This is a genomic window from Micromonospora sp. U21, assembly GCF_018070045.1.
GTDB lineage: Bacteria > Actinomycetota > Actinomycetes > Mycobacteriales > Micromonosporaceae > Micromonospora.
In genome coordinates, this window is sequence record NZ_JAGPYK010000003.1 from 227278 (window position 1) to 253709 (window position 26432).

Consider the following 26432-nt stretch of genomic DNA (forward strand, 5'->3'; position numbering starts at 1 on the left):
CTACCCTCGGGCGCATGGGAGATCCGTTCCGGGTACGCATCACCGTTCGTGGCTACGAGCTGGACACCCAGGGCCACCTGAACCAGGCCGTCTACCTCCAGTACGGCGAACACGCCCGGTGGGAGTGCCTGCGCGCGGCCGGCATCGCGCAGGACCGGCTTCTCGCCGCCGGTGTGGGACCGGTCGCCATGGAGGTGACCCTGAAGTACCTACGGGAGCTGCGCGGCGGGGACGAGGTGGACGTCTCCTGCGAGTTCCGCTGGGGGGAGGGCCGGGCCTTCCACATCGAACAGGACTACACCCTCCCGGACGGGACGCCGGTGGCGCGGCTGACCGGGGTGGGCGGGCTGCTGGATCTGTCGGCCCGGCGCCTGGTGCCCGATCCGCGCGGACGGTTCCGCGAGCTGGCCACCGACCCGGCGCCACTCAACCTCTGACGGCCGGCCAGCCGAAGCGGGCCGGCTCGTAGCCGTCACCGGGCTCCCCGGGCACGGGTACGCAGTTCGCGTCGGCCCACGGCACGCGCAGCAGGTCGGCCTGGGCACCCCGGTACGGGCCCATCCCTGCGTAGCCGTACGCGGCGCCTGGCCCCTCGGCGCGGGCGCGCAGGCAGGCCGCCGAGAGCCCTCGGGCGCACAGCACGCAGGTCCCGCAGAACAGGTGCGTGGGAATCACCACGCGGGTGCCGGGACGGACCGTCTGCACGGCGCTGCCCACCTGCTCGACCACGCCCAGCGGTTCGTGGCCGAACACCAGGCCGGGTTCGGCTCCGGTCCGTCCGTCGTACATGTGCAGGTCGGTGCCGCACAGGGCGGTGGAGGTGATCCGCACGAGCGCGTCGGTCTCCGCCTCCAGCATCGCGTCCGGCACCTCCCGTACCGCGACGGTCCGGACGTCCGCGTAGGCGACGACTCTCATCCCGGCTCCCCACTCCGGCGGCGGACGACGTTCTTCCCGCGCCGGGTCGTTCATGCCACCGGCAGGCGGGTCGACCCGCGCCGGGGTCGTCGGCGTGCCGACGTCCCCGGCGCGGTGGTGTTCGAGAGCCGGGTTCCGCTGGGCGCCTGCTACTCGGGGGCGGCCCCGTTCTGCTGCTGTCGGAACTGGTCGACCGGGAGGCCACCGCGACCCCAGTTCTCGGTCTCAACCTCGTCGATCACCACGAAGGTCGACGTCAGTGGCTTGTTCAGGACGTCGCGCAGCAGTTCGCTCACGCCCTTGATGAGGGCGGCCTTTTCCTTGGCGGTCGCCGCGGACGTGCCCGGCGTGCTGCCCTCGCGGGTGATCTGGATGGTGACGATCGGCATCGTCTGCTCCTCTTCCGAAATGGGGTTGGACGTCAGTGACCGGCGTTCTGGCCGCCGTCGACGTGCAGGATCTCGCCGGTGACGAAGGGTGCGGACTCGAGGTAGACGATGGCGTCGACCACATCGCTGGTCTCGCCGATCCGGCCGACCGGGTGCAGGCCGGCGAGCGCCTGGTGCGTCTCGACCGGGTGCATCGGGGTCTTGATGATGCCGGGCGCGACGGCGTTGACCCGCACGCCGCGAGCCGCGTACTCGATGGCCAGGGACTTGGTAGCGGAGCTGAGGCCACCCTTGGTCAACGATGCGAGCACGGACGGGACGTGCGAGCTGGGCTGGTCGACGAGGGCGGTCGTGATGCTCACGATGTGCCCGGCGCCGGTGGCCAGCAGGTGCGGCAGGACGCGCCGGGTGAGGTGGAAGAACCCCGCGAGGTTGACCCCGGTGACCAGGTCGAACTCCTCGTCGGTGTAGTCGGTGAACGGCTTGGCGACAAAGACGCCGGCGTTGTTCACCAGGGTGTCGATACGCCCGAAACGGTCCAGGGCGGCACGGACCACCCGGTCCGCCGTGTCCGGGTCGGCGATGTCGCCGCGAACCGTGACGACCTCCGGGTCGTCGGCGGGGCCGATCGAGCGCGAGGTCGCCACGACGCCGTACCCGAGTTTGCGGTAGGCCTCCACGAGGTCGGCGCCGATGCCCTGTGACGCACCGGTGACCACGACGACCTTCTGTCCCTGACTGGTGCTCATGAGAACCACTTCCTGACTGGCCGGAGGGGGCCGGACCGGTTCGGCCCGGCCGGAATGATCACTAGACGACTGGTCGACTAAAAGCTAGCCGACCGGTCGGGTATCGTCAAAGCATGGGACGGACCAGTGACGCACGAAACAAGATCCTCGAGGCGGCCGCGGTGCTGATCGAGCAGCGCGGCTACTCCGCCCTCGGCGTGGCGGAGATCTGCGCGACGGCGGGCGTGCCGAAGGGCAGCTTCTACTACTTCTTCGAGTCCAAGCAGGCGCTCGCGCGCACCGTCATCGACGAGCACTGGGCGAGCCAGCGCCGCCAGTGGGAGCAGCTGCTCAGCAGCGGGCACGACCCGCTGCGGCGGCTACGGGACCTGTTCGAGGCCACCGAGGAGGTCCAGCGCACCGGCCAGCAGAAGGCCGGCGTGGTCGCCGGCTGCCTGTTCGGCAACCTCGCCCTCGAACTCAGCAACCAGGCCGAGGAGATCCGCCGCCGGCTCCAGGAGATCTTCGAGGCCCAGATCGACCTCATCGAGCAGGTGGTCGTCGAGGCGAAGGTGAGTGGACTCGCCGGCCCGTCGGTCGACACCCGGGAGGCCGCCCGGTCCATTGTGGCCCAGATCGAGGGACGGGTCCTGCTCGCGAAGCTGCTCAACGACCCGGCCCAGTTGGAGACGCTGTGGCGCAACTGCCTGGACCTCCTCCAGGTGCCGGCGGAAGCGCGCACCACGACCGACTGAGAAGCCGGGGCCGTGGAGTGGGCGCCCGGACGTAGCATCGGCGATGCACGATGTTCAGGCGGCCCACTCCCTGGTCGACGAGCGTCTCGGTCTCGCCTCCAACGCGACCGACGCGGAACGCTTCCTCGCCTTCGTCGAGGCGACCTACCTGGACCTGAGGCCAGCAGCGAGTCACCGTTGCCGCCCAGGCTGCGCTGCTGAGCACGATCGTGTGCCTCACGCCGGAGGCCGGTGCGCTAGCTGACCTGGGCCACCGAAGCCGGGCGGCGCTTCATCTCCTCCATGAACGGGAACCGGGCGGTGAGCTCGGCGAGCGTCAGCCCGGCGCGCCAGGCCGAGGCCAGCTGGGCGACCTGGACGAGGTCCATGGCGTCGCCTCGCGCCTGGACCTCTCCGGAGACCCGAAGGTCGATCATGAAGTATCGGGCCTGGGAGCCCAGGCCGACGCAGACCACGCCCTGATCGGAGTGCAGCTCGGCGCAGGTGAACCGGCTACGCCCCTGCTCGGGGGCGGTCACCCGGCCGAGGTCGAGCTCGTGCCGGGCAGCGATCTCGATGAGCGCGGGGGCCAGACCACCCCGCTCGACCAGGTCCGGGTAGAGGCGCACACCCAGCGCCGTCGACACGTCGCTCATGACTGACTCCCACTTCCTCGTGACAGAGACCAGCAGCGCGCAGGTTACGGGGATGTTTCCGGCGAGCCTCGTCATCCTGTCCCCCATGGACGCCCCACGGCAATAGGAAGGATCGATTCGGCCCCGATCGGAGGAATGTGCCGTCGGACCCGCAGCGGCCGGCCACATCGACCATGGTCACCAGGCGTGCGGCCTCCCATCGCTCGCCGGACGGCTCGTTTGCCCGTGTCCGCACCGGGAACGCGCCGCGCGACGCCAGGCGCCGTCAGAAGAGACGGCGCCGCGAAAGGAGCCGCAGGATGGCCACCCGACAGCAGGCACTGGCCGGCAGGCGGATCGCGTTCCTGGCAGCGGACGGGGTCGAAGACGTCGAGTACACCCAGCCCCGGGCCGCGGCGGAGGAGGCGGGTGCCCAGGTTCACCTGATCTCGCTACGCCCTGAGGAGATCCAGTCGATGCACCACGACCTCAACCCGGCGAACCGTTTTCCGGTGGACCGGACGGTGGAGCAGGCCGATCCGGGTGACTACGACGCTCTGGTGCTTCCCGGTGGAACGGTCAACCCGGACCGGTTGCGGATGAACCCGGGAGCGATGTCCTTCATCCGGGCGTTCTTCGAGCAGAGCAAGCCCGTGGCCGCGATCTGCCACGGTCCGTGGTCGCTGGTCGAGACCGGGATGGTCGCCGGTCGGATGGTCACCTCGTTCCCCAGCCTGCGTACCGACATCCAGAATGCCGGCGGGACCTGGGTGGACAAGCAGGTCCAGGTCGACAACGGCCTGATCACCAGCCGCAGCCCGGACGATCTGCCAGCGTTCTGCGCCGCGATGGTGGAGGAGTTCGCCAAGGGCCAGCAGATCCGGCGGGTGACGACCGCCTGACCCTCCGCCGGAGGCCGGGCTGCGCGCCCGGTCCGGAGGGGTGTGCGCCCACCACCCCGACGCCATCAGGTGGTAGCGGACTGTCGTCGCATTGGAAACACTCTTGACAAAAACACCGTCATATCGACATGCTTCGTTATAGAGAGCGCTCTCCAGGCCCTCCGGTGCACAGCCTCCGCCACCCCCCTCGCTGAGGAGCCCCCCGTGTTCACAGCCCGAACCGCCCCCCGTTTCCGACCCCTCGTCCTCGCCGCGGTCGCTCTCCTGGCCGCCACCGCGGCGCTCGTCCTCCCGGCACACCCCGACCGGGCCGAGGCCGCCATCGGCCCGATCACCTGGCAGGACGAGTTCAACGCTCCGGCCGGCGCAGCCGTCGACCAGAGCAAATGGCGCTTCGACATCGGCGGTGGCGGCTGGGGCAACAACGAGCGGCAGTACTACACCAACAGCACCAGCAACGCCGTCCACGACGGCCAGGGCAACCTGGTCATCACCGCCCGCCGGGACAACCCCGCCAACTACCAGTGCCACTACGGGCGCTGCGAGTACACCTCGGCGCGGCTGCTGACCGCGGCCACCTTCACCCAGACGTACGGCCGGTTCGAGGCCCGCATCAAGATCCCGCGCGGTCAGGGCATCTGGCCGGCGTTCTGGATGCTCGGCACGGGCAGCGGCGGGTGGCCCAACGTCGGCGAGATCGACATCATGGAGAACATCGGCAGGGAGCCGAACACCGTCTACGGCACCGTGCACGGGCCCGGCTACTCCGGCGGCGGGGGCATCACCGGCAGCCGCACCCTCGGCGGGCCGCTCGCCGACGGCTTCCACACCTACCGGGTGGACTGGGAGCCGAACGTGATCACCTGGTACCTGGACGGGGTGCAGTTCCACCGGGTCGATCCCGCCCGCCTGGGCGGCAACCGGTGGGTGTTCGACCACCCCTTCTTCATGATCCTCAACGTGGCGGTCGGCGGTAACTGGCCCGGCTACCCGGACGGCTCCACGCAGTTCCCGCAGCAGATGCTCGTCGACTACGTCCGGGTGTCCGGGTACACCTCCGGCGGCGGTGGCGACCCGGCCCCCGGCACCAGCCGGATCCGGGGTGCGCAGAGCGGGCGCTGCATCGACATCCCCAACGCCAACCCGGTCGAGGGCGCCAAACTCCAGATCTGGGACTGCAACACCACCGCGGCGCAGGCCTGGACCTTCGCCTCCGACGGGACCGTCCGGGCGATGGGCAAGTGCATGGACCCCGCCTGGGCCGGCACCGCCAACGGCACCGAGGTAAACCTGGTCTCCTGCAACGGCAATCCCGCCCAACGCTTCACCCTCAACGCCGCCGGTGACCTGGTCAACATCAGCGCCAACCGGTGCGTGGACGTCCGGGACGCCAACCCCGCCAACGGTGGCAAGCTGCACCTGTGGGACTGCATCGGCGCGGCCAACCAGAAGTGGTCCCGCGTCTGAGGAGCGGACAGCTCATACCACCAGCGACTGGGCCGCCCGGGAAACACGTTCGGGCGGCCCACCGCCATGCGCCGTCCGGTGGCGGTCGGAAGCGGTTGACCCGTGGTGCTCCGCGGATTCGCTTGATGATCGAAGGACCACAGCAACGCCCGCTATGTTCGGATTTAACCAATAAGTCCGGCAGCACCGGGAGTCAGCTCATGTCGCACCACCTCGACACCCCCCTCGCCGCCCAGAGCGGCCAGCTCTTCATCAACGACCTGTACGTCTTCAACGGTGAGCGCGCCACCGTGTTCGTCATGGACGTCAACAGCTCGGTGACCAAAGCCGACATCAAGCGCGGCTTCCACGCTGAGGCGCGCTACGAGATCAAGGTCCACTTCAACGACGGGGAGTTCGAGGAGTTGACCTACCGGGTCGCCTTCGGTGAACCGGACGGCGCCGGGAAGCAGACGCTGATGGTGTACGAGCTCACCGGAGCGGATGCCCGCGACGACGCCGCGATGGGCACTCCCATCGTCGAGGGTCGGACCGGCGAGGTGTCGAGCGGCGGGAACGTCCGGATCTGGGCCGGGCGGATCGCCGACCCCTTCTACATCGACCTCGGCCAGCTCGCGACCGTCAACGCCGCGTTCAAAAACGGCGCGAAGCTCGACCGCTCGGCGTGGAAGGCCGACGAGGCCAAGAACACTTTCGCCGGCACCACCGTCGAGTCGATCGTCCTCGAGGTGTCCCAGGACGAGCCGATGCTGCGCGACGGCACGCAGATCGGCGTCTGGTGCACCACCAAGCTGGCGACCGACGCCGGTGGGTGGCGGCCGATCAACCGTGGCGGCCACCCGATGATGTGGCCGACCTTCTGGCCGACCGACACCGACTTCTCCAACCCGGCCAACGCCCGACACCCCAGCAACGACCTCAAGGAGGACGGCGAGGAGATCGCGTCAGCGGTCGCGCGGGTGGTCGCGGCGAACGGGACCGCGCCGGACCCCCAGGCGTACGGCTGGAGCGTGGCTCGGCAGCTGTACCCCGACGTGCTGTCGTACCAGGTCGGGACGCCGGCCAACTACGGCTTCGCGGTCCGCAACGGTCGCACCATGGCCGACAACGCACCCGAGGTGATGTTCTCCCTGGTGCTGAACACCGGGATTACCTCCGGCCTCACTCCGGACGTGACCAAGGCCGCCCGCGCCGACGCCTTCCCGTACGTCGTGCCGGCCTGACCGGGCCGCCTCGGCCCCTATCCGGCGCGGCGGCCTTCAGCGCCGTCGCCACGCCCCGGCCGCGTTGGTCCACGGCGACACTGTGTAGAAGGTGTACCAGTCACCGCCGCCCGTCTGCGGGGTGACGACGGTCAGCCCGCACAGCGGGCTGCCAGGCGCGTCGGGCAGCTCGGGCAGCTCGGGCAGCTCGGGCAGCAGGACGGTAGCCATGTCCGGGATCATCCGGCGGGCATGCGCGAGGTCTACCTCCTGGCCCTCGGCGCCGGGTAGGGGCAGGCCGGGCATCGTACGGCCGATGCACTCGACGATCACCGTCTCCTCGGTCCGCAGGTCCGCGACGCGGATCCGCACGCCGGCAGCGTCGGCAGTGCGTGCGCCGCACGTTCGGCGAGGTCGTCACCGCGCCCCGCGAGGTCGAACCAGCCGACGTTGTGCCGCGTGACCACCAGGCCGTACCGCTGTGCGAAGCCCCACCCGCGGTCGAGATCATCCCGGAGCGTACTGATCACCACATGCTGCGGGCGGAGGTTGAGCTCGGCCCACCTGTTCAGCTCGGCGGCCAGGGCGCTGCCGATCCCCCGCCCGCGGTCGCGTTCCGCGACGGCCACCAGCGCGGAGACCGTGCCCGGCCACGCCGGCTCCGCGGTGAGCTTGCCGGCCCCGACGATTTCTCCCGACCGCTCTGCCACGAGGGCGTGGTGGACCTCGCCAGGCTCCGCGCTGCTCAACTGGTCGAGCAGCCGGTGTCGTTGTCGTCACCCGCGGTGAGCACCAGCAGGTCGACGGCGACCGCGATGTCCGTAGGGCGGAGGGTACGGATGGTGGCGTCTGCCGGGGCTGTCAGCGCGGTCACGTGATCGCAAGCTACCCGGCGCGGTAGGCCCCCCATGAATGACCTTCGACACGCCTCGACCTCACGTTCCGCAGAGGTGAACGGCCGGTCACGAACGGGTAATTCGTCCGCTGACGCGAGTTGCTGGTGATCGCGGAAGGCGTATAGGTGGCGGACTGAGATAAGCACGCGCCGCAGGGCTAGGCATTCCGTGAAAGCGGACTGACCTCCTCGGCCGCGCCGAAGAGGTCAGTCCGCAGGGGGCTGGAAGCTGTCAGCCCTCGATGTCTCGTGGGTCGCGGCTGCGCGGGTAGGTGTTCTTCTCCCCGATCGTGCCGTCCTGCTTCTTGATCACATGCTCGACGCCACGGTCGGCCGCCATCTCGCGACCCTGGGCCTGCGCGTCGGACTTGGAGTCATGCGTGCTGCTGGCCCGCTCGTTGCCCTCGGGCCGGTTCTTCCACTGCCCGTCCTCGTGGTACGTGTCGACGTCACCCTTGGTCATCGCCGGCTCCTCCCTGCGTCTGCGGCGTCCACCACACCAGTTGCCCGGAGACGTTCTGGGACAAACGTGGGCTGTGGCGTCCTCAACAGACGGTGGCGCTGGCCGTCACCCGGGTTGGCAGTTGTTGCTCGTCCGCTTGACGATGTGTTCGCGCTCGTCGGTGGTGATGCCCGACGGCTCCCCGTCGAAGTGCGTCTCCACCTTGTCCCACCCGCGGCGCTGCTCGTAGTGCAGGTGCGGAGCGCCCGAGTTGCCGGTGCTGCCGAGGCGGCCGATCTGGTCGCCCTGGGCGACCCGCTGACCCTTGCGGACCAGCGGCGGTTCGAGCAGGTGCAGGTACTGGGTCTCCCACTTGCCACCGTGGTCGATCTTCACCCAGTAGCCGCCACCGCGACCGCGCGGGCCCTCGGGATTCCCCGGGTTACGCCCGCCCACCGACCCGTTGACGCCCGCCACGGTGACCGTGCCGGCGTAGGAGGCGAGCACCGGCCGCCCCCACGCCTCCCCGTCGGTCGGAAACAGGTCGACGTCGTAGTCGTCGTGGCCGGGATAGGTGCTGAGCTGCCACGTCTCACCGCAGGAGACGGGGAGTTGGAAGAGCGGACGCGGGCCTGGCGGTCGCAGCATCGGTACGACGACCAGGGCGGTGGCGATGAGGGCCACGACCGCGACGAGCGCGAGGAGAACCCGGGCGGTGCGGCTGCGGACGCGGCGGTGGGTGCGGACTCTGGTGGGGCGGCCGGTCGTCACCGCACCGAGCATGGCAGACCCCGCCAACGCCTCAGCTCCGGGTCACGACTGCCGTCCGGCCGCCCCCAGCGGTCACATTGCAGTCGTATCGCGAACCGGGTACGGTGGGATGCAATGCAATTGCATTGCATAGAGAGAAGGCCCCCAGATGCACGTGATCGCGCTGTCCGAGGCAACCGCCGACATGGTCGACCTGGTGGGCGGCAAGGCGGCCGGGCTGGGCGAGCTGATCCGGCAGGGCGAACGGGTCCCCGAGGGGTTCTGCGTCACCGCCGAGACTCACCGGCTCGGTGTCATCCCGCAGGCGGAGATCGTCGCCGCGTACGAACGGCTCGGGGCGGGCCCCGTGGCGGTGCGCTCCAGCGCCACGGCGGAGGACCTGCCGGACGCGAGTTTCGCCGGGCAGCAGGACACCGTCCTGAACGTCACCGGCACCGCCGAGCTGATCGACGCGATCAGGAAGTGCTGGGATTCGCTGCACACCGTGCGCGCGACCGCCTACCGCGACGCCCGTGCCATCGATCACCAGGCGGTGCGGATGGCCGTCGTCGTGCAACGCATGATCACCCCTGCGGTGGCCGGAGTGCTGTTCACCGCGAACCCACTGACCGGCCGCCGCGACGAGATGGCGGTCGACGCGGCGCCGGGGCTCGGCACCATGGTGGTGGACGGTGCGACGACGGTGGACCACTACGTCCTCGACGGCGTCGCGCGAAACGACGCGGGATGCCTGACGTCGGCGCACCTGGCGGAGCTGCGGACCACGGGTGAACGGTTGCAGGATCACTTCGGCCGCCCGCAGGACGTGGAATGGGCGATCGACGGAGACGGACTGCTGTGGTTGCTGCAGTCGCGGCCGATCACCAGCCTGTTTCCCCTCCCTCCGGATACCGGGAAGCCCCTCCCCCGGGTCTATCTGGAGTTCGGCCACGTTCAGGGCATGCTGCAACCGGTCACCCCGATGGGCATGTCGACACTGCGGTCGCAGGTCGCGGCGATGCTCGCCTCGCTCGGCGTCCGGGTCGAGATCGTCGACATCGGCGGTCGCCTCTACGGTGACCTGACCGAGCTGGCCCGGAGCAGGTCGTCCCGCAAGCGGCTGGTCAAGCTCATGGCGGTCGACTTCGGCCCGCGGGCCCAGGCGGTGATGGAGCACGTCCTGACGGATCCACGGTTCGCAGCCACCACGGGCAGCACTGAGCGCGGCGCGGCGGCCGGGGCCGCGTCCCTGCGCACGGCCGGCCGTGCGGTCGTGGGGATCCTGCGCGCGCTGGCGCGTCCGGACGCGGCGCGGATCCGGATGTTCCAGGCGATCGAGCGGATGAGAGTGCGGTCGGCGGCGCCCGACGACCTGCGGACCGCTGCCGACCGGCTGCGCTTCCTTCGTTCGCAGGACGCCGAGGACAGCGCGGACGACATCATGTGGCCCATCGTGACGGGGATGCTCGCCGCCGCGTTGCCGGCCTCGTTGCTCAAGGGCGTCGCGAGCCCGGACGAGATCCACACCGTGCTGGGCGGGATGCCGCACAACGTCACCATCGAGATGGACCTGGCGCTCTGGCGGCTCGCCCGGCGCGCCGACGAGCACCGCCGTCTCCTGCTCGACACCCCACCGGACGAGCTGGCCGCCCGCTATCTGGGCGGGACGCTACCCGACATCGGGATGGCCGCGTTCCTGGACGCCTACGGTCACCGCGGCGTCGCCGAGGTCGACATCGGCGTACCGAGGTGGGCGGAGGATCCGGCACCGGTCTTCGCGGCGATCGCCAACTACCTGCGGGTCACCGATCCCCAGCAGGGGCCCGACCAGCGGTTCGAACGGGCCGCCGCGGCGGCCGAGACCGCGCTCGAGGAACTGGCCGCGCGGGCCCGCCGTCGCCGGCCGGTACGCGGCAGGGTCGCCGTGTTCCTGCTACGCCGGGCCCGGTCGTTGGCCGGCCTGCGGGAGGCCGGCAAGTTCGCCGGGCTGTACCCGCTGCGGGAGACGCGCCGGCAACTGCTGCTCATCGGCGCCGACCTGACCGCCGCCGGCCTGCTGGAACAGCCCGACGACATCATGTTCCTGACCCTGGACGAGGTGGAGACGGCGGTGCACCGGAGCACCGACCACCGGGCCACGGTCGCCTCCCGCCGGTCGGAGCACCGCCGGGAGCTGCGCCGCAGGTCGGTCCCGGTGGCGTTGCTGTCCGACGGCACCGACGTCGAGACGATCCTGCCGGCTGCGCCCGCCCGCGACGGCACACTCGCCGGTGTCGGCGCCTCGGCGGGCCGGGTGACCGGCCCCGCCCGGGTCGTCCACGACCCGGCCACCGCCCACATCGAGCCCGGCGAGGTCCTGGTCGCCGCGACCACCGACCCCGGCTGGACCCCGCTCTTCCTCACCGCCTCGGCGCTGGTCACCGAGACCGGCGCGATCATGGCACACGGCCCCACCGTGGCCCGGGAGTACGGCATCCCCGCCGTCATCTGCGTCCCCGACGCCACCCGGACCATCTCCACCGGCCAGGTCGTCACCGTGGACGGCGGCGCCGGAACCGTCACCGTCCACTGACGACAGCCCCCGACCACGAGGACGAGGAATGACCGACACGAAGGCCCCGACCAGGGCGAAGGTGGGTCCGCTGCTACGCAGGGCGGCCGCGACGGAGGGAGCCATGTGGCGCAGCCTGTACGTGTGGGCACGGCGCAGGCCGCTGCCGCTGGCCCCGGGCGACGAGCCGTTCGGCTACCTCGGCGTGGTCAAGCCGATCCTCGGCATCTTCATCGCCCTGTCGGTCGTCGAGATTCCGATCTTCGACCTCATCGTCACCCACGTGGTGCCGTGGCGGCCGGCCCGCTGGATCGTGCTCGGCCTCGGCATCTGGGGTCTGCTCTGGATGGCCGGCCTCTACGCGAGCATGCAGATCCACCCACACATCGTTGGTGACAGGGGCCTGCGGGTACGGCTGAGTTCGGGCATCGACATCTGGATCCCGTGGACGGACATCGAGGCACTGCGCAAGCGTCACCGCTCGCTGCCCTCCAGCAAATCGGTGCAGGTCGAGCAGGAGGGCGAACGCCGCGTCCTGTACATCTCGGTGGGAAGTCAGACCAGCATCGACGTCCTGCTGCGCCGGCCGACGACCTTCGACCTGCCCAAGGGCCGGTCCGAGCCGATGGATGAGCTGCGGCTGTACGCCGACGATCCCGACGGTCTCCTGCGCAGCGCTCGCGGCACCCCCGCGACCGGAACCGTCAGCCGGTAGCTGCCGCCCGCTGGCGGAGTGTCCGGGCCACCGACTCTGAAATGATCGAGGTCATGCCCAAGAAGGTCGATCACCAGGAGCGGCGCACCCTCATCGCGGACGCGTTGATGCGGGTCGCCGCGGATCAGGGCCTGGAGGCCGTCAGCCTCCGTCACGTGGCCGCCGAGGCCGGGGTGTCCGCCGGCATGGTCCAGCACTACTTCCGCACCAAGGACGAGATGATGGCGTTCGCGCTGGCCGTGGTCCGCGAGCGTGGCCAGCTCCGGGTCACCGAGGCGATGGAGCGGCTGGGCCCGGACCCCTCTCCTCGGCTGCTGCTGCGCACGATGATCGCCGCCCTGCTACCGCTCGACGACCGGACCCGCGACGACGGCCGGGTGGCGCTGGCGTATTTCGCCTACACCGCGGTGCGGCCGGCGGTCGCGTCCAGCCTGCGCGCGGACACCGCGCAGCTGACCGAGTTCATCGCCAGCGCCCTGCCCGCTCGAAACGCCAACGCCGCCGCGGCCGCAGCCGGCCTGCTGGCGCTCATGGAGGGGCTGGGCATCTATCTGCTGGGCGGGCAGTACACCGCGGAGCAGGCCTTGGCGGCGCTGGATGCCCACCTCGACCTGCTCTTCGGCGTCGACAGCGCCTGAGTGGCGACCGACGGGAGCGGAACGCCCTCAGCAGCGGGGCACGTTCGGGATGTACCCGTCGTGGCCGGTCAGCACGTAGGCGTCGGAGACGTAGCGGTTGGTGCCGATCCGGTTCCAGATGGCGGTCGTGCCGTACGGGCCGGTGACCGTGCTGCCGACGGCCTGGCAGTAGATGGCGACGGTGGCGCCGTCGGCGACCGAGCCGACGACCGGATAGCTGGAGCCGGGGCCGGAGCGCACGTTGAGGTTGGCCGACTCGGTGTTCACCGTGCCGGGGCCGATGCCGGTGATGCCGTTCACCAGTTGCAGGTAGTAGGTCCAGTTCCAGTTGGGGCCGGGATCGGTGTGGGTGGCGCCGGGCACCTCGACGTGCCCGATGATGTGCGCCCGGTCCCGGGGGATGTCGTACCGGGTGGTGAGGGCGCGGGTGAGCGCCGCGGACGCGCGGTACATCGCGTCGGTGAACCAGGCCGGGTTGTCGACGTACCCCTCGTGCTCGATGCCGATCGACTGGGTGTTGTAGGTCCAGTTGCCGGCGTGGTGGGCGATGTCCTTCTCCCGCACCGACTGGGTGACGGCCCCGTCGGAGGACCGGAAGGTGTAGTGCGCGCTGACCTTGGCCGCCGGGTTCTGGAACCAGCTGATGGAGCCGGCGTAGGAGCCCTGCGTCATGTGGATGACGACGCGGGTGACCGGGTGGCTGCCCGGTCGACTGGCCACGGTGTAGTTGCTCGTGCTGGCCGGCGCCCACGCGGCTGGCCCGTAGTCGGTGCTGAGGGCGCCGAACCCGCCGAGCACGGCGGCCCGCTTCAGGCCGCCCCGGCGCGGCTCGACCGGCCGGCCAACCACCGCTTCGCCGCCCGCCGGGGTGAATCCGGCGCGCAACAGGTCGTAGACGGTGTCCGCGTAGAGCCGCGCGACCGACGGGTCGCTGGCGCCGCCGTACCGGGCGACCGGTGCGTACCAACCGTTCACGTCGTCGCGGGTCGCGGCGGTGAGGCCGGCCTGATCGGCGTACGAGCGCAGCACGGCGGCCGCCCCGAGAACGTTCCCGGCGGGTTCGGTACGCAACGCGACCTGGCTCAGCCGGGTCAGCGTCGCCGCCTCGTCCAGGGTGCGCAGCCGCGGGTTGCTCGCCAGGTGCATGAGCCCGTACCCGCCGGCCGCGCTCGCCGCACCGCCGTGCATGTCCAGCCGCGACTCGGCGTACCCCAGCGCCACCAGCAGGTCGCGCGGGACGTCGTACCGCGCTGCGGCGGTGTCGAACGCGGCGGCCAGCGGGCCGGACGACGCCGGCGTCCCGGCCGGGGTGGCAGCCGCCGGTGACACGGCCACGACGGGGCCGGCCAGGGCGGTGGTCAGGCTGAGCAGGAGCCGGCCTCGGTGTGCGGTTCGTACCGTCATGAGCACTCCTTCGGATGACTGAGGTCGGCCGGCCCGTTGCGCCGCCCACCCGGCGGTCGGGCTCGTCAGCACCAGCCGTTGACCGGACCGTTCACACCGGTCCAGAGGTAGGCGTCGGACACCCAACTGCCGTCGCTCAACCGGTCCCAGAGCGCGGTGGTGCCGTACCGCCCGGTGTGGGAGGTGCCGTTGGCGGAGCAGGAGACCGAGACGGTGGCGCCGTCAGCCAGCGAGCCGAGCGCCCCGTAGCCGGTCCCGGGACCGGCGCGTCGGGTCAGCGCCCCACCGCCGTTCGCGTCGACCACCGCCTGGGTGAGGCCGAGCGCGCCGTGGTTGTACAGACCCGCTCCCGCACCGGCCCAGGCCGACCCGTGCCGTGCCCCGCCCTGGTAGGCGGCGGCGCCGTTGGCCAGCACCCACTTGCCGATGTCGTGGCCGGCGATCGGCACGTACGCGCTGTTCTGCCGCAGCCCGAAGTGGACGTGCCGCCCGTAGGCGGCGCCGCCGCAGGTGACGTCGGTGCCGGTGTTGCCCAGGAAGGCGCCCTGACCGACGCTGGCGCCGTTGACCGAGATGCTGTTCCACAGGTGGTAGTAGTCGCTCGAGTAGCCCCGGTCGTGGATGACCCGGATCCACCCCTGGCACATCGTGTACGCCGCGCCGGCCCGGGCCGCCCGGACCACCTGATCGCCCCCGGCCAGGTCGACCGAGCTGTACGGCGACTCGTTCCCGCCCCAGCCGTGCGGGCCGCCGGCGAGCGTCCACGTCTGGCCCACCGCGAACGGCAGGGCCATTCCGGTCCGGTAGTCCCCGCCCGCGTACATCGGGGTCGGGGTGGTGGTGAGCGCGTTCCTCTCCGGGCCGTTCACCAGGGGCGACTCGGCGGCCAGGTCGCCGAAGGCCGCCTCACCGTCGAAGGCGACCCGCCACCCGGCCGGGTCGGCCCGGGCGATGAAGATCGAGCCGGTCGGGTGGGCGTCCTCCTGCCGGGGCGCGAGGGCGACGGCGGTGCCGAACGCCCACCGGCCGCTGGTGCGGCTGACGGTGACCCGGGTGTCCCGTTCGGCGACGGCCGTGCGCGGCTCGGCCGAGCCGAGCAGTTTGGCGGTCACCGCGGCGGTGAGCGCGGGGGCGTCGGCCGTCGCGGCGGCGCTGGGCGCCGCCCCGATCAGGCTCGTGACCGTCAGCAGGGTCGCAGCCGCGCTGCCGGCCCATCGTCGACCGTGTCTCATGGTGACCTCACTTCCGGGACGTGGTTTCAGGCCGGGACCACGGAGAGCCGGGGGCCGGTGGCGGGCGGCGTGCCGGCCAGGCTGAGCAGGGTGTGTCCGGTGGCGTCGTCGACCACGGCGACCCGCACCGCGTCCGGTTCCCGGTCGGTCAGTGGCACGGCGAACACCGCCGTCACCAGGCGGCCCTGGTAGCGCGCGGCGTGCCCGACGAAGCGCCAGTCGCCGTCGTCCCAGTGCTCCCGTACGTCGGAGCGGAGCAGCGGCGCCACCCGCCGGTAGGCGTCGCTGAGCTGGAGTTGCTGCACGGTGGCGAGCAGCGGGACGCCGGAGCCGCCGCGCAGCGGATGGGTCAGCCTGGCCCGCAGCCTGCGCAGCGGCAGCAGCCAGACGTGGTCCAGCTCCGGCGAGAGCGCCACCACGGCGGCGATTTCGACGAGCAGCACGGCGCCGCCGGCCGCTGGCTGCCCGGTCAAGGCGGTCATCCAGCCGCCGGTGGCCAGCAGGGCCAGTCCGCCCGCCGCCGCCAGCAGCCCGGCCCGGGCCAGGCTGCGGCCGGAGACCGGGGTCGGTCGGGCACTCAGGCAGCCGCAGGAGGAGGCCGGGGCGGCGCGACGGGCGTAGGCGAGGTAGCCGAGGAAGGCGACGGCCAGCCCGGTCGCGGCCATCGCCTCCGCACGCAGGACGGGCGGCAGCAGGAGCAGCGCGCCGAGGGTCACCTCGATGCCACCCAGCAGCCGGTACGCGGGCAGTGCCCGGTCCTGCCCGAGCAGCCGGACGAGCGCGGACCGGTTGGCGGCCGCGGTGGCGTGCGGGCTGACGAGCTTGACGCGGGCGGACCAGATCAGCACCGCGCCCACGACCAGAGGCTGCAGCGTCGCGATCAGGTCGATCATGGGTTCTCCCCTCGGGTGTCTCCGGCGGGCGGCACGCCGATGCGCGGATGCGCGCCGCCCGGGGTCCGTCAGGCGGCGGCGTAGACGGTGGCGATGTCGATCTCGTTGGTGTCCGGATGCCAGGCGCCGAGCACCTGGACGTGCCGGCCGACCCGCAGCAGCGACAGGTCGCTGACCGCCGGGGTGCCGTTGTAGACCGCTGCGGACCGGTCCGGCACGACGTGCGCGACGATCCGCCGACCCTGGTGGTCGAGGTGCAGCACGTTGCGGCCGACCGCGGCGATGTGCCCGTGCAGGTTGACGATGTTGACCCATACGGAGTCCGCGGCGAGCGTGCCGTCGGGCAGGCGGACGCCGCGGGCGTAGAGCCCGTCGCCGATGGCCACCTTGTCGAACGTGGTGGGGTGCAGCTTCCAGATGCTTGTGCCGCCGGTGATGCGGATCGAGTGCAGCACGGTGTCCGAGCCGGTGACCAGCAGCATGCTGCCGGAGATCTTGCTGATCCGGCCCTCGGCGAAGTTCGGGTCCGGCGCGCCCGGCTCGATGGTCGCGGGTTCGGCGGCGAAGGCCGCCTCCGGGGCCAGCGAACCGAGGCCGGTGGCCCCGACCACGCCGCCGAGCGCCGCGGTGGCGAGCAACCGTCGGCGGTCCAGGGTCTGGTTCATGGTGGCGCCCTCCGTTCAGACCGTGTCGACCGAGCAGGGCCGGAGCCCCGCGGAAAGACTGGCGATCGCGCTGTACGCGGCTGGCGTGAGATCGATGATCCGGTTGCTGCCGCAGGCGGAGCCGCAGCAGGTGCGCTCGCCGCAGAACAGGTCGGTCTGCGGCCCGCAGTCGGCGATGGTGGTGCCGACCCGGGCCCCGTTGCAGAGGTTGGTGGTGTAGTGCCGGAAGCCGCAGCCGCGCCGGGTCATCCCGGTCACCCCACACCGGTCCGGACGGGTGATGGCCAGGCACGCGTCCGAGGTGTTCGGCCAGGCGTGCTGGTAGTTGCCCGATCTGCAGGTGCCGCAGGCGCCGCCGCCGGCCGTGCCGCACGGACCCCAGGCGCTGCCGCAGCAGAACCACGACACCTCGCCTCGCAGAGCTGCCATGGATGCCTCCTCTCTGGCATGAGGACTACAAAGATGAATGTAAATATTGATGGTGATTGTTGTGTCATAAACCATCGAAGTCAACCGTCGCATCGAAACTTTTCTACGTGCTGTGTGGCGTGTCGACCGTCGGAGGCGGTGGTGACCAGGCGGGGATGAGCCCTTCGTGGCGGCGCGGCGGATCGATGGATTGTGCCGTCCCCACTCGCCGTGGCAGTGTGCGAACCCTCTGGCCGGAGGGGGCGGTTGCACATGTTGACCATCCATGAGGTGACGGTCGGGTACGGCGACGCACCACCCGTTCTCACGGACGTCTCGGTGACGGTCCGCCCGGGGCGGGTGCTGGCGTTGACCGGCTCGTCGGGCGCGGGCAAGACCACCCTGCTCAACGCGATGGCGGGGCTGCTGCGGCCGCGCGACGGCGCGGTGACCGTCGACGGGCAGCAGCTGCGCGACCGAGATCACGCGGTGGACCACCGGATCGTCCTCATCCCGCAGGACAACGGGCTGGCCCCGATCCTGACCGCCGCGGAGAACGTGCAGGTGGCCCTCGTCGCCGGCGGTGTGGCACCGCCCGAGGCCCGCCGGCAGACCGCCGCGACGCTCGCTCAGCTCGGTCTCTCCGGCCAGGCCGACCAGCTGGTCGAGGAGCTTTCGGGTGGCCAGCAGCAGCGGACGGCCATCGCCCGCGGCGTGGCGCTGCGCGGCGGCGTGCTGCTGGCCGACGAGGTGACCAGCGAGCTGGACGCGGGCAACCGGCAACGGGTGCTGGATCTGCTGCACGACGAGGCCCGGCGGGGTGCCGCCGTCGTGTTCGCCACCCACGACGCCGAGGTGGCCGCCGCCTGTGCGGCGGAGCTGCACCTCGTCGACGGGCGAGCGCAGATCGTGCGCGATTGAGACGCTCGCGGTAGGTAACCGGTCGGTATCGATCCGCGTACGCGGGGCGTTGGGCCGGCCGGTTGCTCGATAGCGTGACCGTCAATGCTGGCCGTCATCGGGGGAGCGATCGCCGCCCGCCGGGCACAAGCCCTGGCGGTGCTCCTGCTCGCGGTGCTCGCCAGTGCCGCCGCCGCGGCCGCACCCAGCTACGTGGCCGCCGCCGGGCGGGCCCTCGCCAGCAACGAGCTCTCGACCGCCGACCCGGACGAGCTACGGCTGCGGCTCGTCGACCCCACGGAGTACCCGGGGATGCCGGGCGACCCGACCGGAAGCGTTTTCGGCGCTCAGGTCGAGCGACTCGCGCCGGCCGGGTTCGTTGTCGTCCTCGGCGCGCATAGCGGCGGCGTCGCCACCGGCCCGACCGGGCGCGTGACCGCCAACCTGACCTTCCGAACGGGAGTGTGCGAGCGGGTCGTCGTGGCCGGCGCGTGCCCCCGGTCCACCTCGAAGGGCCAGCTCCCCGAGGTGCTGGTCAGCACGAACACCGCGACGCATCTGGGTGTCGCCGCCGGCAGCGAGTTCACGTTCGGCGCGGTGCCGGTACGGGTGTCCGGCGTCTACCGGCCACTGGACGCGACCGACCCGTTCTGGCTCGGCGGCGAGTATCTTCGGCCACCCGCACCGGGTTTGGCGTCCACGTCGGCCGTGGGCAGCGCCGAGGACGCCATCTTCACCGCCGAGTCCTCGCCCCTGGCCGACGACCAGACCATCCTGTACCGATCGACGGCCGACCTGTTCGTCACCGAGCAGCTGTTGTCCACCCGGTCGGCGCAGGACCTGCGGGCCATCGTCGCCGCGGTGACGCGCGACGGGAGCCGTGAGGGTTTCGGCGCCGGCACCGCGCTGCCGCGCCTGCTCGATCGCGTCACGCTGGAGCGCGGGCAGCTGGCCGCGGGCGTGACACTGGGCGCCGGGCTGCTCGTCCTGCTCTGCTGGCTGGTGCTCTTCGTGGCGGTCAGCTCGGCGGCCGACGAGCGCCGACCGGAACAGGGCCTGCTGCTCCTGCGCGGCGTGCAACGCCGACGACTGTGGGCGCTGGCGATCGGCGAGCACGCCGTACCCGTGCTGGTCGCGATCCCCCTGGGCTGCCTGGGCGGTCTCGCCGCCGCCAAACTGCTCGCCGCGCACACCCTTCCCGCCCGTGCCGACGTCACATTGGACGTGACCGCGATCGGGTACGCCGCCGTCGGCGCCGCCGGCGCGCTCGCCGCGGTGCTGCTGGCCCAGGCGCGGACCATGTCCGCGCCGGTCGTCGACCTCCTGCGCCGGGTGCCGGCGCGGATGCGGGGATGGCGGGCGACCGTCGGCGACATCGTCGCGCTGTCCGTCGCGGTGGCCGCCGTGGTGCAGTTGCGCTCCGGCGGGTCGCCCTCGGGGTTGGCCCTGTTGGCACCGGTCTTCGGCGCGCTCGCCGCGGGCGTCCTGCTGGCGCGGGTCGCCATGATCGCCGGGGCGGTGGTGGGGGCGACGCTGCTGGCGCGGGGCCGGACAACCGTTGGCCTCGCCCTCGTCCAGGTGGCTCGCCAGCCACGGTTCCGGCCACTGATCGCGCTGCTCACCGTGGTTGTCGCGATGCTCGCCTTCACCGCCGCGACGAGCGAGGTCGCGTCGGCCGCCTACACGGATCGGGCAACCGTCGAGGTCGGGGCACCCCGCGTGGTCGGCGTCGACGCGTTGTCGCACCGGCACCTGCTGGAGTCCGTCCGGGCCGCCGACCCCGAGGGTCGCTTCGCGATGGCCACGGTGGTGAAGGAGGTGGCCACCGGAGCCGGCACGGCGGTGCTCGCCGTGGACTCCGACCGGCTGGCGGCGGTGGCCGCGACACACTCGTCGTACGGCGTGGCCCTGGCGGACATCGCGCGAAAGATCCGCCCCGAGCCACCGGGAGCACCGGTCCTGCTGCGGGGTCCGCTGCTCACCGTGGCCCTGTCCGCCAGCTACGACGAGGAGGCCTTCGGCGGAAACCGCGTCCGCCTCTTCATCTCGGTCGCCAGCAGGACCGGCACCCGCCGGATCACCGCCCACAAGGACATAAAACCCGACCGTCGCGAATACCACGTGCAGGTGCCCGAGTGCGCGCAGGAATGCCGGTTGGTCAACATCGAGGTCGTCGCTCCGGTCACCCCCGGCTCGTTGCAGGTTCGCTTCGAGGAGTTGCGTACCGACGGCGCGGCGCGGGTGACCGGAGCTGAGTTGGCCGATCTGCGGCGGTGGCGGTTGTCCGACCCGATGGACTCGGCGCTGACCGCCACGAGTGGCCGGGACGCTCTGGTCTTCGATGTGGCCGAGGGCCGGCGGTCCAGGTCGACCGCCATTTCGGTCATTGACTCACCGCTTCCGTTGCCCGGTTGGCTGACCCGGTCCAAGGGGACGCCGCTGCAGCGGGAGCATCCGTACGAGGGGATCGACGGTTCGCCGACCCGGGCGTCGGTCGAGGGCCTGGCCGACCGGCTGCCCCGGCTCGGGGGATCCGGCATGATCGTCGACCTGGAGTACGCCGACCGGCTCGCCGTCGCCGGTCAGACCGGTGTCAAGGAGGTCTGGTTGGCGCCGACGGCGCCCGCCGACATACTCGACCGGCTGCGGGCACAGGGTCTGGTCATCCAGTACGACCGGACGATCGCCGGAGCGCGACAGGGTTTCGACCGGCAGGGTGCCGCGCTGGCCGTGCGGTTCAACCTGTTCGCCGCGCTGGCCGGGGTTCTCATCGGCGCGGCCGGCCTCATGGCGGCGGCAGCAGCGGAGCAGCGCAACCGGGTCGCGATGCTGGTGGCGCTCCGGCGCCAGGGGCTGTCCGCGCGCGCCGTCCGCGGCGGCTACGGGTGGCCGGTCGCGGTCGCCACCGTGTCGGCCGGTCTCGCCACCCTGGTGATCTGGCTTCTCACCCGCAGTGGGCAGCGCCTGTTCAGTGACGGCCGGTCGCCGGTCCCGTTGCCCGACTGGCCGGACGTCGACCGGCTGCTGTTGTTCGCGGCGCCCACGGTCGCGCTCTTCGCCGTCACCGCGGCGGTGCTCGGCCGGTTCGTCGCCGCCTCGGTTCGTCGCCGGACCGGGCGATGACCGCCGCACCGCCCGCGGAGGGCGTACCGGTCACCTGTCACCGGCTGATCCACATCTACTCCACCGGGACCGGTGACGTGGTCGCGCTCTCCGGGGTGGACCTGCAGATCTCCGCCGGCGAGATGCTGGCCCTGGTGGGGCCGTCGGGCTCCGGCAAGTCCACCCTGGTCTCCATACTCGGCGGGCTCATGCGGCCCAGCGCCGGCCGGGTGTACGTGGGCGAGCATGACCTGTCCTGGCTCTCCCCGACCGATCTGGCCGCCCTCCGCGGGCCCACGGTCGGCACGGTGCTGCAGGGCGCCGAGCGCAACCTGCTGCCGTACGTGTCGCTGTCGCGCAACATCTGGTTGGCCCAGCGGCCGGCGGCGCGGATCGCCGGGCGTCGGCTGGATCCGCCGGAGGCGATCCTGGAGCTGGTGGGTCTCGCCGGCGCCGGCGCGCGCCGCTCCGGCGACCTGACCCCGGGGCAGCGTCAGCGGGCCGCACTGGCACAGGGGCTCGCCGCCGGGCCCGGTCTGCTCCTGGTCGACGAGCCGACCAGCCAGCTCGACGGGGCCGGTCGCGACGAGGTGCTCGCCGCGCTGGCCACCATCAACTCCGAGCGGGGGACGACGGTGGTCGTGGTGACCCATGACGGTGACGTCGGCGCCCGGCTGGGCCGAGCCGTCACCATCCGGGACGGCCGGGTGGGCGCCGAGGGCCGGGACGGCCGGGACTTCGCCGTGGTGGCCGGGGACGGCACGATCCAACTACCGCCGGAGACGTTCGCGGCCTTTCCGGCCGGGACTCTCTTCGAGGTCGACCACACCGACGAGTCGATCACCCTGCACGCCACGATGAACCCGTCCATCCCCCGGATCGGCGAGGTGGCGAGGGGCAGCGGCGAGCGCGGCCACGCCGGTTGACGAGTGCACCACGCACCACGCCCGATCCACGGGCCGCCCGCGGTCCACGGCTTCAGGTGAGCGGGGACGGGGACTCGGCGCCGGGCAGCACCAGTCTCGGCCTACCGGACCCGTCGGCCGGGACGGTCCAGACATCGGGTCGGCCGTCGCTCTGGCGCAGCGTGTAGGCCAGCGTGCCGGCGTCCAGCCAGGCCGCCTGGTCGTCGACGCTGGCCGTCTCCGCCGTCGCGGTCACCCGCATGGTCGCCAGCTCGAGGACGGACAACCGCCAGCCCTTCGCCGGGTCGGCGTCGATGGCCTCCTTGAAGGCGATCCGCGTGCCGTCCGGCGACAGCGACGGGCACTCGACGTTCTCCCGCACCGTCTCGACGCCGCGGGCGGCGACGTCACCCCGGACGAGGTACCGCTTCCCGTTCGTCGACATGGTCGCGTAGAAGCGGTTGTCGTCGGCGGTGAAGGTGACGCCCCAGTAGTTGACGTCGGGGCTGCGGTAGGCGCGGCCGTCCCGGGTGACCGCGAACTCCTCGAGCGACATCACCGTGGCGCCGGTGGCGGTGTCGAGGATTCCGGTGCGCGTGGAGAACCCGCTGGTGGTGTAGGAGTCGCCGCCGACGAACGTGGTCCAGGAGACCATCCGGCCGGAGGACGAAACCCGGGCCCGGTTGGGCAGGCCGGGTACGGGGACCGACCGGGTCGGTCGCAGCGCGGCGTCGAGCACGACGACCTGGTACGTCCAGGGCGTCTCCGGCTTCAGGCAGACGCCGGTGCCGGCCGCCGCGTACACGCGAAGGCATTCGAGGCCGGACACGGTGCGCGGGCCGGTGGGGTCGGCCGCGGCGACGGAGGAGACGTGCCGGTCGGTGATCGCCAGCAGGCGCGGCCCGGACGTCAGGGTGACCGCCTGGTCCGCGCCGGCGGCGGGCGGCGGGGTCCGGTCCGGTTGCGCGGCTGTCGCGGCGTAGCCGGCCGCCACGGTACCCAGCAGCACCGCCGAGACGGCCACCACACCGAGCTTCGTTCGGGTCGACATCGCGGTCATCGGGGCACCTTCCGGGTGAACAGGCGGGGCGGAGAGGCGAGCAGGAGCACCGTGACGACGAGGACCCCGCCGACGGCCAGGGCGGCGACCCGGATGGCGGTGTCCGGTCCCCACGCCTGCCAGGTGAGGCCGAACAGGACCGAGGAGACGAGGTACGCCAGCGCCTGCCCGGTCTGCACGAGCGCGATGCCGGTGGTCCGCAGCCGTGGGGGCAGCAGCGGCCCGGCGAGCGCGATGAGCACGCCGTCGGTGGCCGCGTAGAACGTCCCGTACAGCACCAGCGTCAGAGCGAGCACGGGCCAGCCGTGGACCGGGCCGGCCAGCAGCAGGTACGTCGCGCCGAGGGCCGCGTAGCCGCCCACCACCACCGGCAGCCGGCCGATCCGATCGGCGAGCACGCCGAGTGGGGCGGCGAGGACCAGGTAGGCCAGGCTGGTCCCCACCGCGAGCAGCGGAAACCATCGCAGGCCGAGATCCTCGCGGCGTTGCAGCAGCAGATAGACGAAGCCGTCGCCGATCGTGGCCAGCCCGAGCAGTGCCGCCGCCAGCAGCAGGCGGCGGGCGGGGCGGCTGCGCAGCAGGCCGAGCGCCTCCCGTACGGAGACCTTCGGGTCGTGCGGGCCGTCCGTCGGTTCGCCGGACGGTCGTTCCCGGACGAAGAGCACGAGCACGACGACGGCCAGTGCGGCGACGCAGAAGCTGGTGACGAAGACCGCGTCGTACGACTGCCCGACGGCCAGCAGGACCGCGAACGCGGCGAGCGGCCCGAGGAACGCGCCGACACTGTCCATCGCCCGGTGCACACCGAACGCCCGGCCCAGCGCCTCCGGTGGCGTGGAGAGCGTGATCAGCGCGTCGCGCGGTGCGCTGCGCAGGCCCTTGCCGAGCCGGTCGACGGCGATGACGGCGCCGATGGCCGGCACCGACCGGCCGGCGAGCAGCAGGCCGAGCTTGGCGACCGCCGAGAGCGCGTAGCCGACGCCGGCTACCAGCTTGCGCCGGCGGAAACGATCGGCCGCGAAGCCGCCGACGACTCGCAGCAGAGCGCTCGCGCCGGTGTGGACGCCGTCGAGCACGCCGAAGGCCAGTGGGCTGAGTTGCAGACCGAGCACCAGGTAGAGCGGCAGGACGGCGGTCACCATCTCGGCGGAGACGTCGGTGATCAGGCTGACCGTGCCCAGGGCGACGACGTTGCCGCTGACCAGGGCCAGCCCGCGGCGGGGCCGTCCCGAGGAGGGCGGGTCGGCGTCCGGTCTGGAGACGGTCGACAGGTACACGAGCATCTCCTCGAATCGGCGGGCTGACGGTCAGCCATCCTGCGAACTAATCCGACGGGATACAAGAGACCGTGGGTGGCGGGCGGACGTGCGGTGGATGAACTCGGGTAGAACATCGAAATGTCTCGCTGTTCGAGCGTACTGTTCATCTGGCCGTAGTCCGCCGGTTCGGCGACCTTCCTACGTTCCTTGCGCTTGACACACGCAGAGAAGGGGTCCTGGATGGACATTCGATTCCCCCGCCCGCCGGTGACGATGGGGGCGGTCGCGGTGCTGATCGCCGCCACCGCCGCCGTCGTCGTGACCGGCGCAGGAGCGGCGTCGGCGGCGAGCGTGACCTTCACGCCGGTCGCCGACACCTACGTCCAGAGCGACACGGCGTCCACCAACTACGGCACGTCCACGCAGGTCGTGGCCGACAACTCGCCCGTCCGGCGGTCGTTCCTGCGCTTCACCGTGACCGGCGTCAGCGGCACGGTGACCACGGCGAAGCTGCGGCTGCGCACGATCAGCGGCAACAGCGGCAGCGACGCCGGTGGCACGTTCCGCCGGATGTCCAACACGAGCTGGTCGGAGACCGGCACCACCTGGAGCAACCAGCCGGCCATCGACGGGGCCACGCTCGGCTCGATCGGGGCGGTCAACGGCGACAACTGGTACGAGCTGGACGTCCGGGCCGCGGTGACCGGCAACGGCACGTACAGCTTCGGGGTGACCTCCGCCAGCGGCGACGGCGCCTACTACGACTCGCGCGAGAGCGGAGCCGACGCTCCGCAGTTGGTGGTCACGACCGGGACCACGCCGCCGCCCTCCGGCGACCCGATCCTCGTCGGTGCCGGCGACATCGCCAACTCCGGCTCCGGCGACACCGCCACCGCGGCGCTGCTCGACAACATCCCCGGAACGGTCTTCACCACCGGTGACAACGTCTACAACAACGGCACCGCGGCGGAGTTCAGCAGCTACTACGCCCCCACCTGGGGCCGGCACAAGGCCCGCACCCGCCCGACGCCGGGCAACCACGACTACAACACGTCGGGAGCCACCCCCTACTACAACTACTTCGGTACGCAGGCCGGCCCGAGCGGCCGCGGCTACTACTCCTACGACCTCGGCAACTGGCACGTCGTGTCGCTGAACTCGAACATCAGCATGTCGGCGGGCTCCGCACAGGAGCAGTGGCTGCGGGCAGACCTCGCGGCCAGCAGCAAGCCGTGCACCCTGGCCTACTGGCACCACCCGCTGTTCACGTCGAGCTCCAACCACGCGCCGTCGACGTCGACGCGGCCGCTGTACCAGGCGCTCTACGACCACAACGCCGACGTGGTCGTCTGGGGGCACAACCACGTGTACGAGCGGTTCGCCCCGATGAACCCGGCCGGTGGCGCCGACGCCAGCCGGGGTATGCGCAGCTTCGTCGCCGGGATGGGCGGTGCCAGCCACTACGGCTTCGGCACCATCCAGCCCAACAGCGAGGCGCGCAACAGCTCGGCGTACGGGGTCCTGAAGTTCACCCTGTACGCCGGCAGCTACGACTGGCAGTTCGTGCCGGTCGCCGGGCAGACCTACAACGACAGCGGCACCGCCAACTGCCACTGACCCGAGGATCCCGCTGCGCCG

General features: G+C 71.8%; 28 protein-coding genes. 12 read left to right on the forward strand and 16 right to left on the reverse strand.

What is annotated here, in order from left to right; all coding sequences use genetic code 11:
- Positions 1 to 14: 14 nt before the first annotated feature.
- Positions 15 to 437, forward strand: a complete 423-nt coding sequence (locus KBX63_RS05700; RefSeq protein WP_074318315.1) for a thioesterase family protein — start codon at positions 15 to 17, stop codon at positions 435 to 437.
- On the opposite strand, the gene KBX63_RS05705 is transcribed toward KBX63_RS05700, so the two are convergent.
- From KBX63_RS05705 to KBX63_RS05715, 3 genes are all read right to left on the reverse strand, one after another.
- A complete protein-coding gene (locus KBX63_RS05705; RefSeq protein WP_247661747.1) occupies positions 427 to 918 on the reverse strand; it encodes an alcohol dehydrogenase catalytic domain-containing protein in 492 nt (163 codons plus the stop codon). The genes KBX63_RS05700 and KBX63_RS05705 overlap by 11 nt on opposite strands.
- Before the next feature lie 149 nt (positions 919 to 1067).
- Positions 1068 to 1307 carry a 4-oxalocrotonate tautomerase family protein gene (locus KBX63_RS05710; protein WP_210908941.1) on the reverse strand — a complete coding sequence of 80 codons (240 nt, stop codon included), beginning with the start codon at positions 1305 to 1307 and terminating at the stop codon, positions 1068 to 1070.
- Positions 1308 to 1339: 32 nt separating this feature from the next.
- Positions 1340 to 2056, reverse strand: a complete 717-nt coding sequence (locus KBX63_RS05715; RefSeq protein WP_210908942.1) for an SDR family NAD(P)-dependent oxidoreductase — start codon at positions 2054 to 2056, stop codon at positions 1340 to 1342.
- 113 nt (positions 2057 to 2169) lie between these two features.
- Here KBX63_RS05715 and KBX63_RS05720 point away from each other — a divergent pair, with 113 nt between their 5' ends.
- Positions 2170 to 2790 (forward strand): TetR/AcrR family transcriptional regulator, encoded by a 621-nt coding sequence (locus tag KBX63_RS05720; RefSeq protein WP_210908943.1) that lies wholly within the window; start codon positions 2170 to 2172, stop codon positions 2788 to 2790.
- A 236-nt stretch (positions 2791 to 3026) separates the two neighbouring features.
- On the opposite strand, the gene KBX63_RS05725 is transcribed toward KBX63_RS05720, so the two are convergent.
- On the reverse strand, positions 3027 to 3425 hold the full coding sequence (locus KBX63_RS05725; protein WP_210908947.1) for a hypothetical protein: 399 nt from the start codon (positions 3423 to 3425) through the stop codon (positions 3027 to 3029).
- Positions 3426 to 3724: 299 nt separating this feature from the next.
- On the opposite strand from KBX63_RS05725, the gene KBX63_RS05730 reads away from it, so the two are divergent.
- The 3 genes from KBX63_RS05730 to KBX63_RS05740 all read left to right on the forward strand — a co-directional run bounded on the left by KBX63_RS05730 (position 3725) and on the right by KBX63_RS05740 (position 6996).
- The gene (locus KBX63_RS05730; protein WP_210908949.1) at positions 3725 to 4306 is read left to right on the forward strand and encodes a type 1 glutamine amidotransferase domain-containing protein; all 582 of its coding nucleotides are present in this window, start codon (positions 3725 to 3727) and stop codon (positions 4304 to 4306) included.
- A 204-nt stretch (positions 4307 to 4510) separates the two neighbouring features.
- A complete protein-coding gene (locus tag KBX63_RS05735; RefSeq protein ID WP_210908951.1) occupies positions 4511 to 5773 on the forward strand; it encodes a glycoside hydrolase family 16 protein in 1263 nt (420 codons plus the stop codon).
- A 200-nt stretch (positions 5774 to 5973) separates the two neighbouring features.
- A complete protein-coding gene (locus tag KBX63_RS05740; protein ID WP_210908952.1) occupies positions 5974 to 6996 on the forward strand; it encodes a DUF4331 family protein in 1023 nt (340 codons plus the stop codon).
- Positions 6997 to 7032: 36 nt separating this feature from the next.
- On the opposite strand, the gene KBX63_RS05745 is transcribed toward KBX63_RS05740, so the two are convergent.
- The 5 genes from KBX63_RS05745 to KBX63_RS05760 all read right to left on the reverse strand — a co-directional run bounded on the left by KBX63_RS05745 (position 7033) and on the right by KBX63_RS05760 (position 9083).
- A complete protein-coding gene (locus tag KBX63_RS05745; protein ID WP_210908954.1) occupies positions 7033 to 7347 on the reverse strand; it encodes a hypothetical protein in 315 nt (104 codons plus the stop codon).
- Positions 7305 to 7724, reverse strand: coding sequence for a GNAT family N-acetyltransferase (locus KBX63_RS05750; RefSeq protein WP_247661748.1), 420 nt, complete (start codon positions 7722 to 7724; stop codon positions 7305 to 7307). The genes KBX63_RS05745 and KBX63_RS05750 overlap by 43 nt, the downstream gene beginning before the upstream one ends.
- Positions 7721 to 7849 (reverse strand): hypothetical protein, encoded by a 129-nt coding sequence (locus KBX63_RS35945; RefSeq protein ID WP_256442964.1) that lies wholly within the window; start codon positions 7847 to 7849, stop codon positions 7721 to 7723. Before KBX63_RS35945 ends, KBX63_RS05750 begins: the two co-directional genes overlap by 4 nt.
- Positions 7850 to 8102: 253 nt before the next feature.
- Complete coding sequence (locus KBX63_RS05755; protein ID WP_210908961.1) at positions 8103 to 8333, reverse strand: DUF2188 domain-containing protein; 231 nt, start codon at positions 8331 to 8333, stop codon at positions 8103 to 8105.
- Between the two features lie 105 nt (positions 8334 to 8438).
- Positions 8439 to 9083, reverse strand: coding sequence for a M23 family metallopeptidase (locus tag KBX63_RS05760; RefSeq protein ID WP_374102188.1), 645 nt, complete (start codon positions 9081 to 9083; stop codon positions 8439 to 8441).
- A gap of 148 nt (positions 9084 to 9231) precedes the next feature.
- Here KBX63_RS05760 and KBX63_RS05765 point away from each other — a divergent pair, with 148 nt between their 5' ends.
- From KBX63_RS05765 to KBX63_RS05775, 3 genes are read left to right on the forward strand one after another with little or no spacing between them, the layout of a single operon-like run.
- Complete coding sequence (locus KBX63_RS05765) at positions 9232 to 11634, forward strand: PEP/pyruvate-binding domain-containing protein (RefSeq protein ID WP_210908962.1); 2403 nt, start codon at positions 9232 to 9234, stop codon at positions 11632 to 11634.
- Between the two features lie 28 nt (positions 11635 to 11662).
- Entirely contained in the window at positions 11663 to 12328 is a 666-nt protein-coding gene (locus KBX63_RS05770; protein WP_210908963.1) for a hypothetical protein, read from the forward strand.
- Positions 12329 to 12381: 53 nt separating this feature from the next.
- Positions 12382 to 12966 (forward strand): TetR/AcrR family transcriptional regulator, encoded by a 585-nt coding sequence (locus KBX63_RS05775; RefSeq protein ID WP_210908968.1) that lies wholly within the window; start codon positions 12382 to 12384, stop codon positions 12964 to 12966.
- Between the two features lie 27 nt (positions 12967 to 12993).
- Here the strand turns inward: KBX63_RS05775 and KBX63_RS35035 are convergent, their stop codons facing one another.
- The 5 genes from KBX63_RS35035 to KBX63_RS05800 all read right to left on the reverse strand — a co-directional run bounded on the left by KBX63_RS35035 (position 12994) and on the right by KBX63_RS05800 (position 17589).
- Positions 12994 to 14370 (reverse strand): peptidoglycan recognition family protein, encoded by a 1377-nt coding sequence (locus KBX63_RS35035; protein ID WP_247661749.1) that lies wholly within the window; start codon positions 14368 to 14370, stop codon positions 12994 to 12996.
- Between the two features lie 65 nt (positions 14371 to 14435).
- Positions 14436 to 15602 carry a peptidase M23 gene (locus tag KBX63_RS05785; protein WP_247661750.1) on the reverse strand — a complete coding sequence of 389 codons (1167 nt, stop codon included), beginning with the start codon at positions 15600 to 15602 and terminating at the stop codon, positions 14436 to 14438.
- A 26-nt stretch (positions 15603 to 15628) separates the two neighbouring features.
- Complete coding sequence (locus KBX63_RS05790) at positions 15629 to 16495, reverse strand: MauE/DoxX family redox-associated membrane protein (RefSeq protein WP_210908970.1); 867 nt, start codon at positions 16493 to 16495, stop codon at positions 15629 to 15631.
- Between the two features lie 68 nt (positions 16496 to 16563).
- Positions 16564 to 17160 carry a cell wall protein gene (locus tag KBX63_RS05795; RefSeq protein WP_210908973.1) on the reverse strand — a complete coding sequence of 199 codons (597 nt, stop codon included), beginning with the start codon at positions 17158 to 17160 and terminating at the stop codon, positions 16564 to 16566.
- Positions 17161 to 17175: 15 nt separating this feature from the next.
- On the reverse strand, positions 17176 to 17589 hold the full coding sequence (locus tag KBX63_RS05800; protein WP_210908974.1) for a hypothetical protein: 414 nt from the start codon (positions 17587 to 17589) through the stop codon (positions 17176 to 17178).
- A gap of 252 nt (positions 17590 to 17841) precedes the next feature.
- Here KBX63_RS05800 and KBX63_RS05805 point away from each other — a divergent pair, with 252 nt between their 5' ends.
- The 3 genes from KBX63_RS05805 (at position 17842) to KBX63_RS05815 (ending at position 22496) form a co-directional block, all read left to right on the forward strand.
- Positions 17842 to 18489: an ABC transporter ATP-binding protein gene (locus KBX63_RS05805; protein WP_210908975.1), complete on the forward strand. Its 648-nt coding sequence runs from the start codon at positions 17842 to 17844 to the stop codon at positions 18487 to 18489.
- A gap of 84 nt (positions 18490 to 18573) precedes the next feature.
- Positions 18574 to 21591, forward strand: a complete 3018-nt coding sequence (locus tag KBX63_RS05810; protein WP_210908976.1) for an FtsX-like permease family protein — start codon at positions 18574 to 18576, stop codon at positions 21589 to 21591.
- On the forward strand, positions 21588 to 22496 hold the full coding sequence (locus KBX63_RS05815) for an ABC transporter ATP-binding protein (RefSeq protein ID WP_210908977.1): 909 nt from the start codon (positions 21588 to 21590) through the stop codon (positions 22494 to 22496). Before KBX63_RS05810 ends, KBX63_RS05815 begins: the two co-directional genes overlap by 4 nt.
- Positions 22497 to 22548: 52 nt before the next feature.
- Here KBX63_RS05815 and KBX63_RS05820 read toward each other — a convergent pair whose 3' ends face one another.
- Together KBX63_RS05820 and KBX63_RS05825 are read right to left on the reverse strand one after the other, a co-directional pair.
- Positions 22549 to 23535 carry a PD40 domain-containing protein gene (locus KBX63_RS05820; RefSeq protein WP_210908978.1) on the reverse strand — a complete coding sequence of 329 codons (987 nt, stop codon included), beginning with the start codon at positions 23533 to 23535 and terminating at the stop codon, positions 22549 to 22551.
- A complete protein-coding gene (locus tag KBX63_RS05825; protein ID WP_307871630.1) occupies positions 23532 to 24812 on the reverse strand; it encodes an MFS transporter in 1281 nt (426 codons plus the stop codon). Before KBX63_RS05825 ends, KBX63_RS05820 begins: the two co-directional genes overlap by 4 nt.
- 222 nt (positions 24813 to 25034) lie before the next feature.
- Here KBX63_RS05825 and KBX63_RS05830 point away from each other — a divergent pair, with 222 nt between their 5' ends.
- A complete protein-coding gene (locus KBX63_RS05830; RefSeq protein ID WP_210908981.1) occupies positions 25035 to 26411 on the forward strand; it encodes a DNRLRE domain-containing protein in 1377 nt (458 codons plus the stop codon).
- The last annotated feature ends 21 nt before the right edge of the window (positions 26412 to 26432 follow it).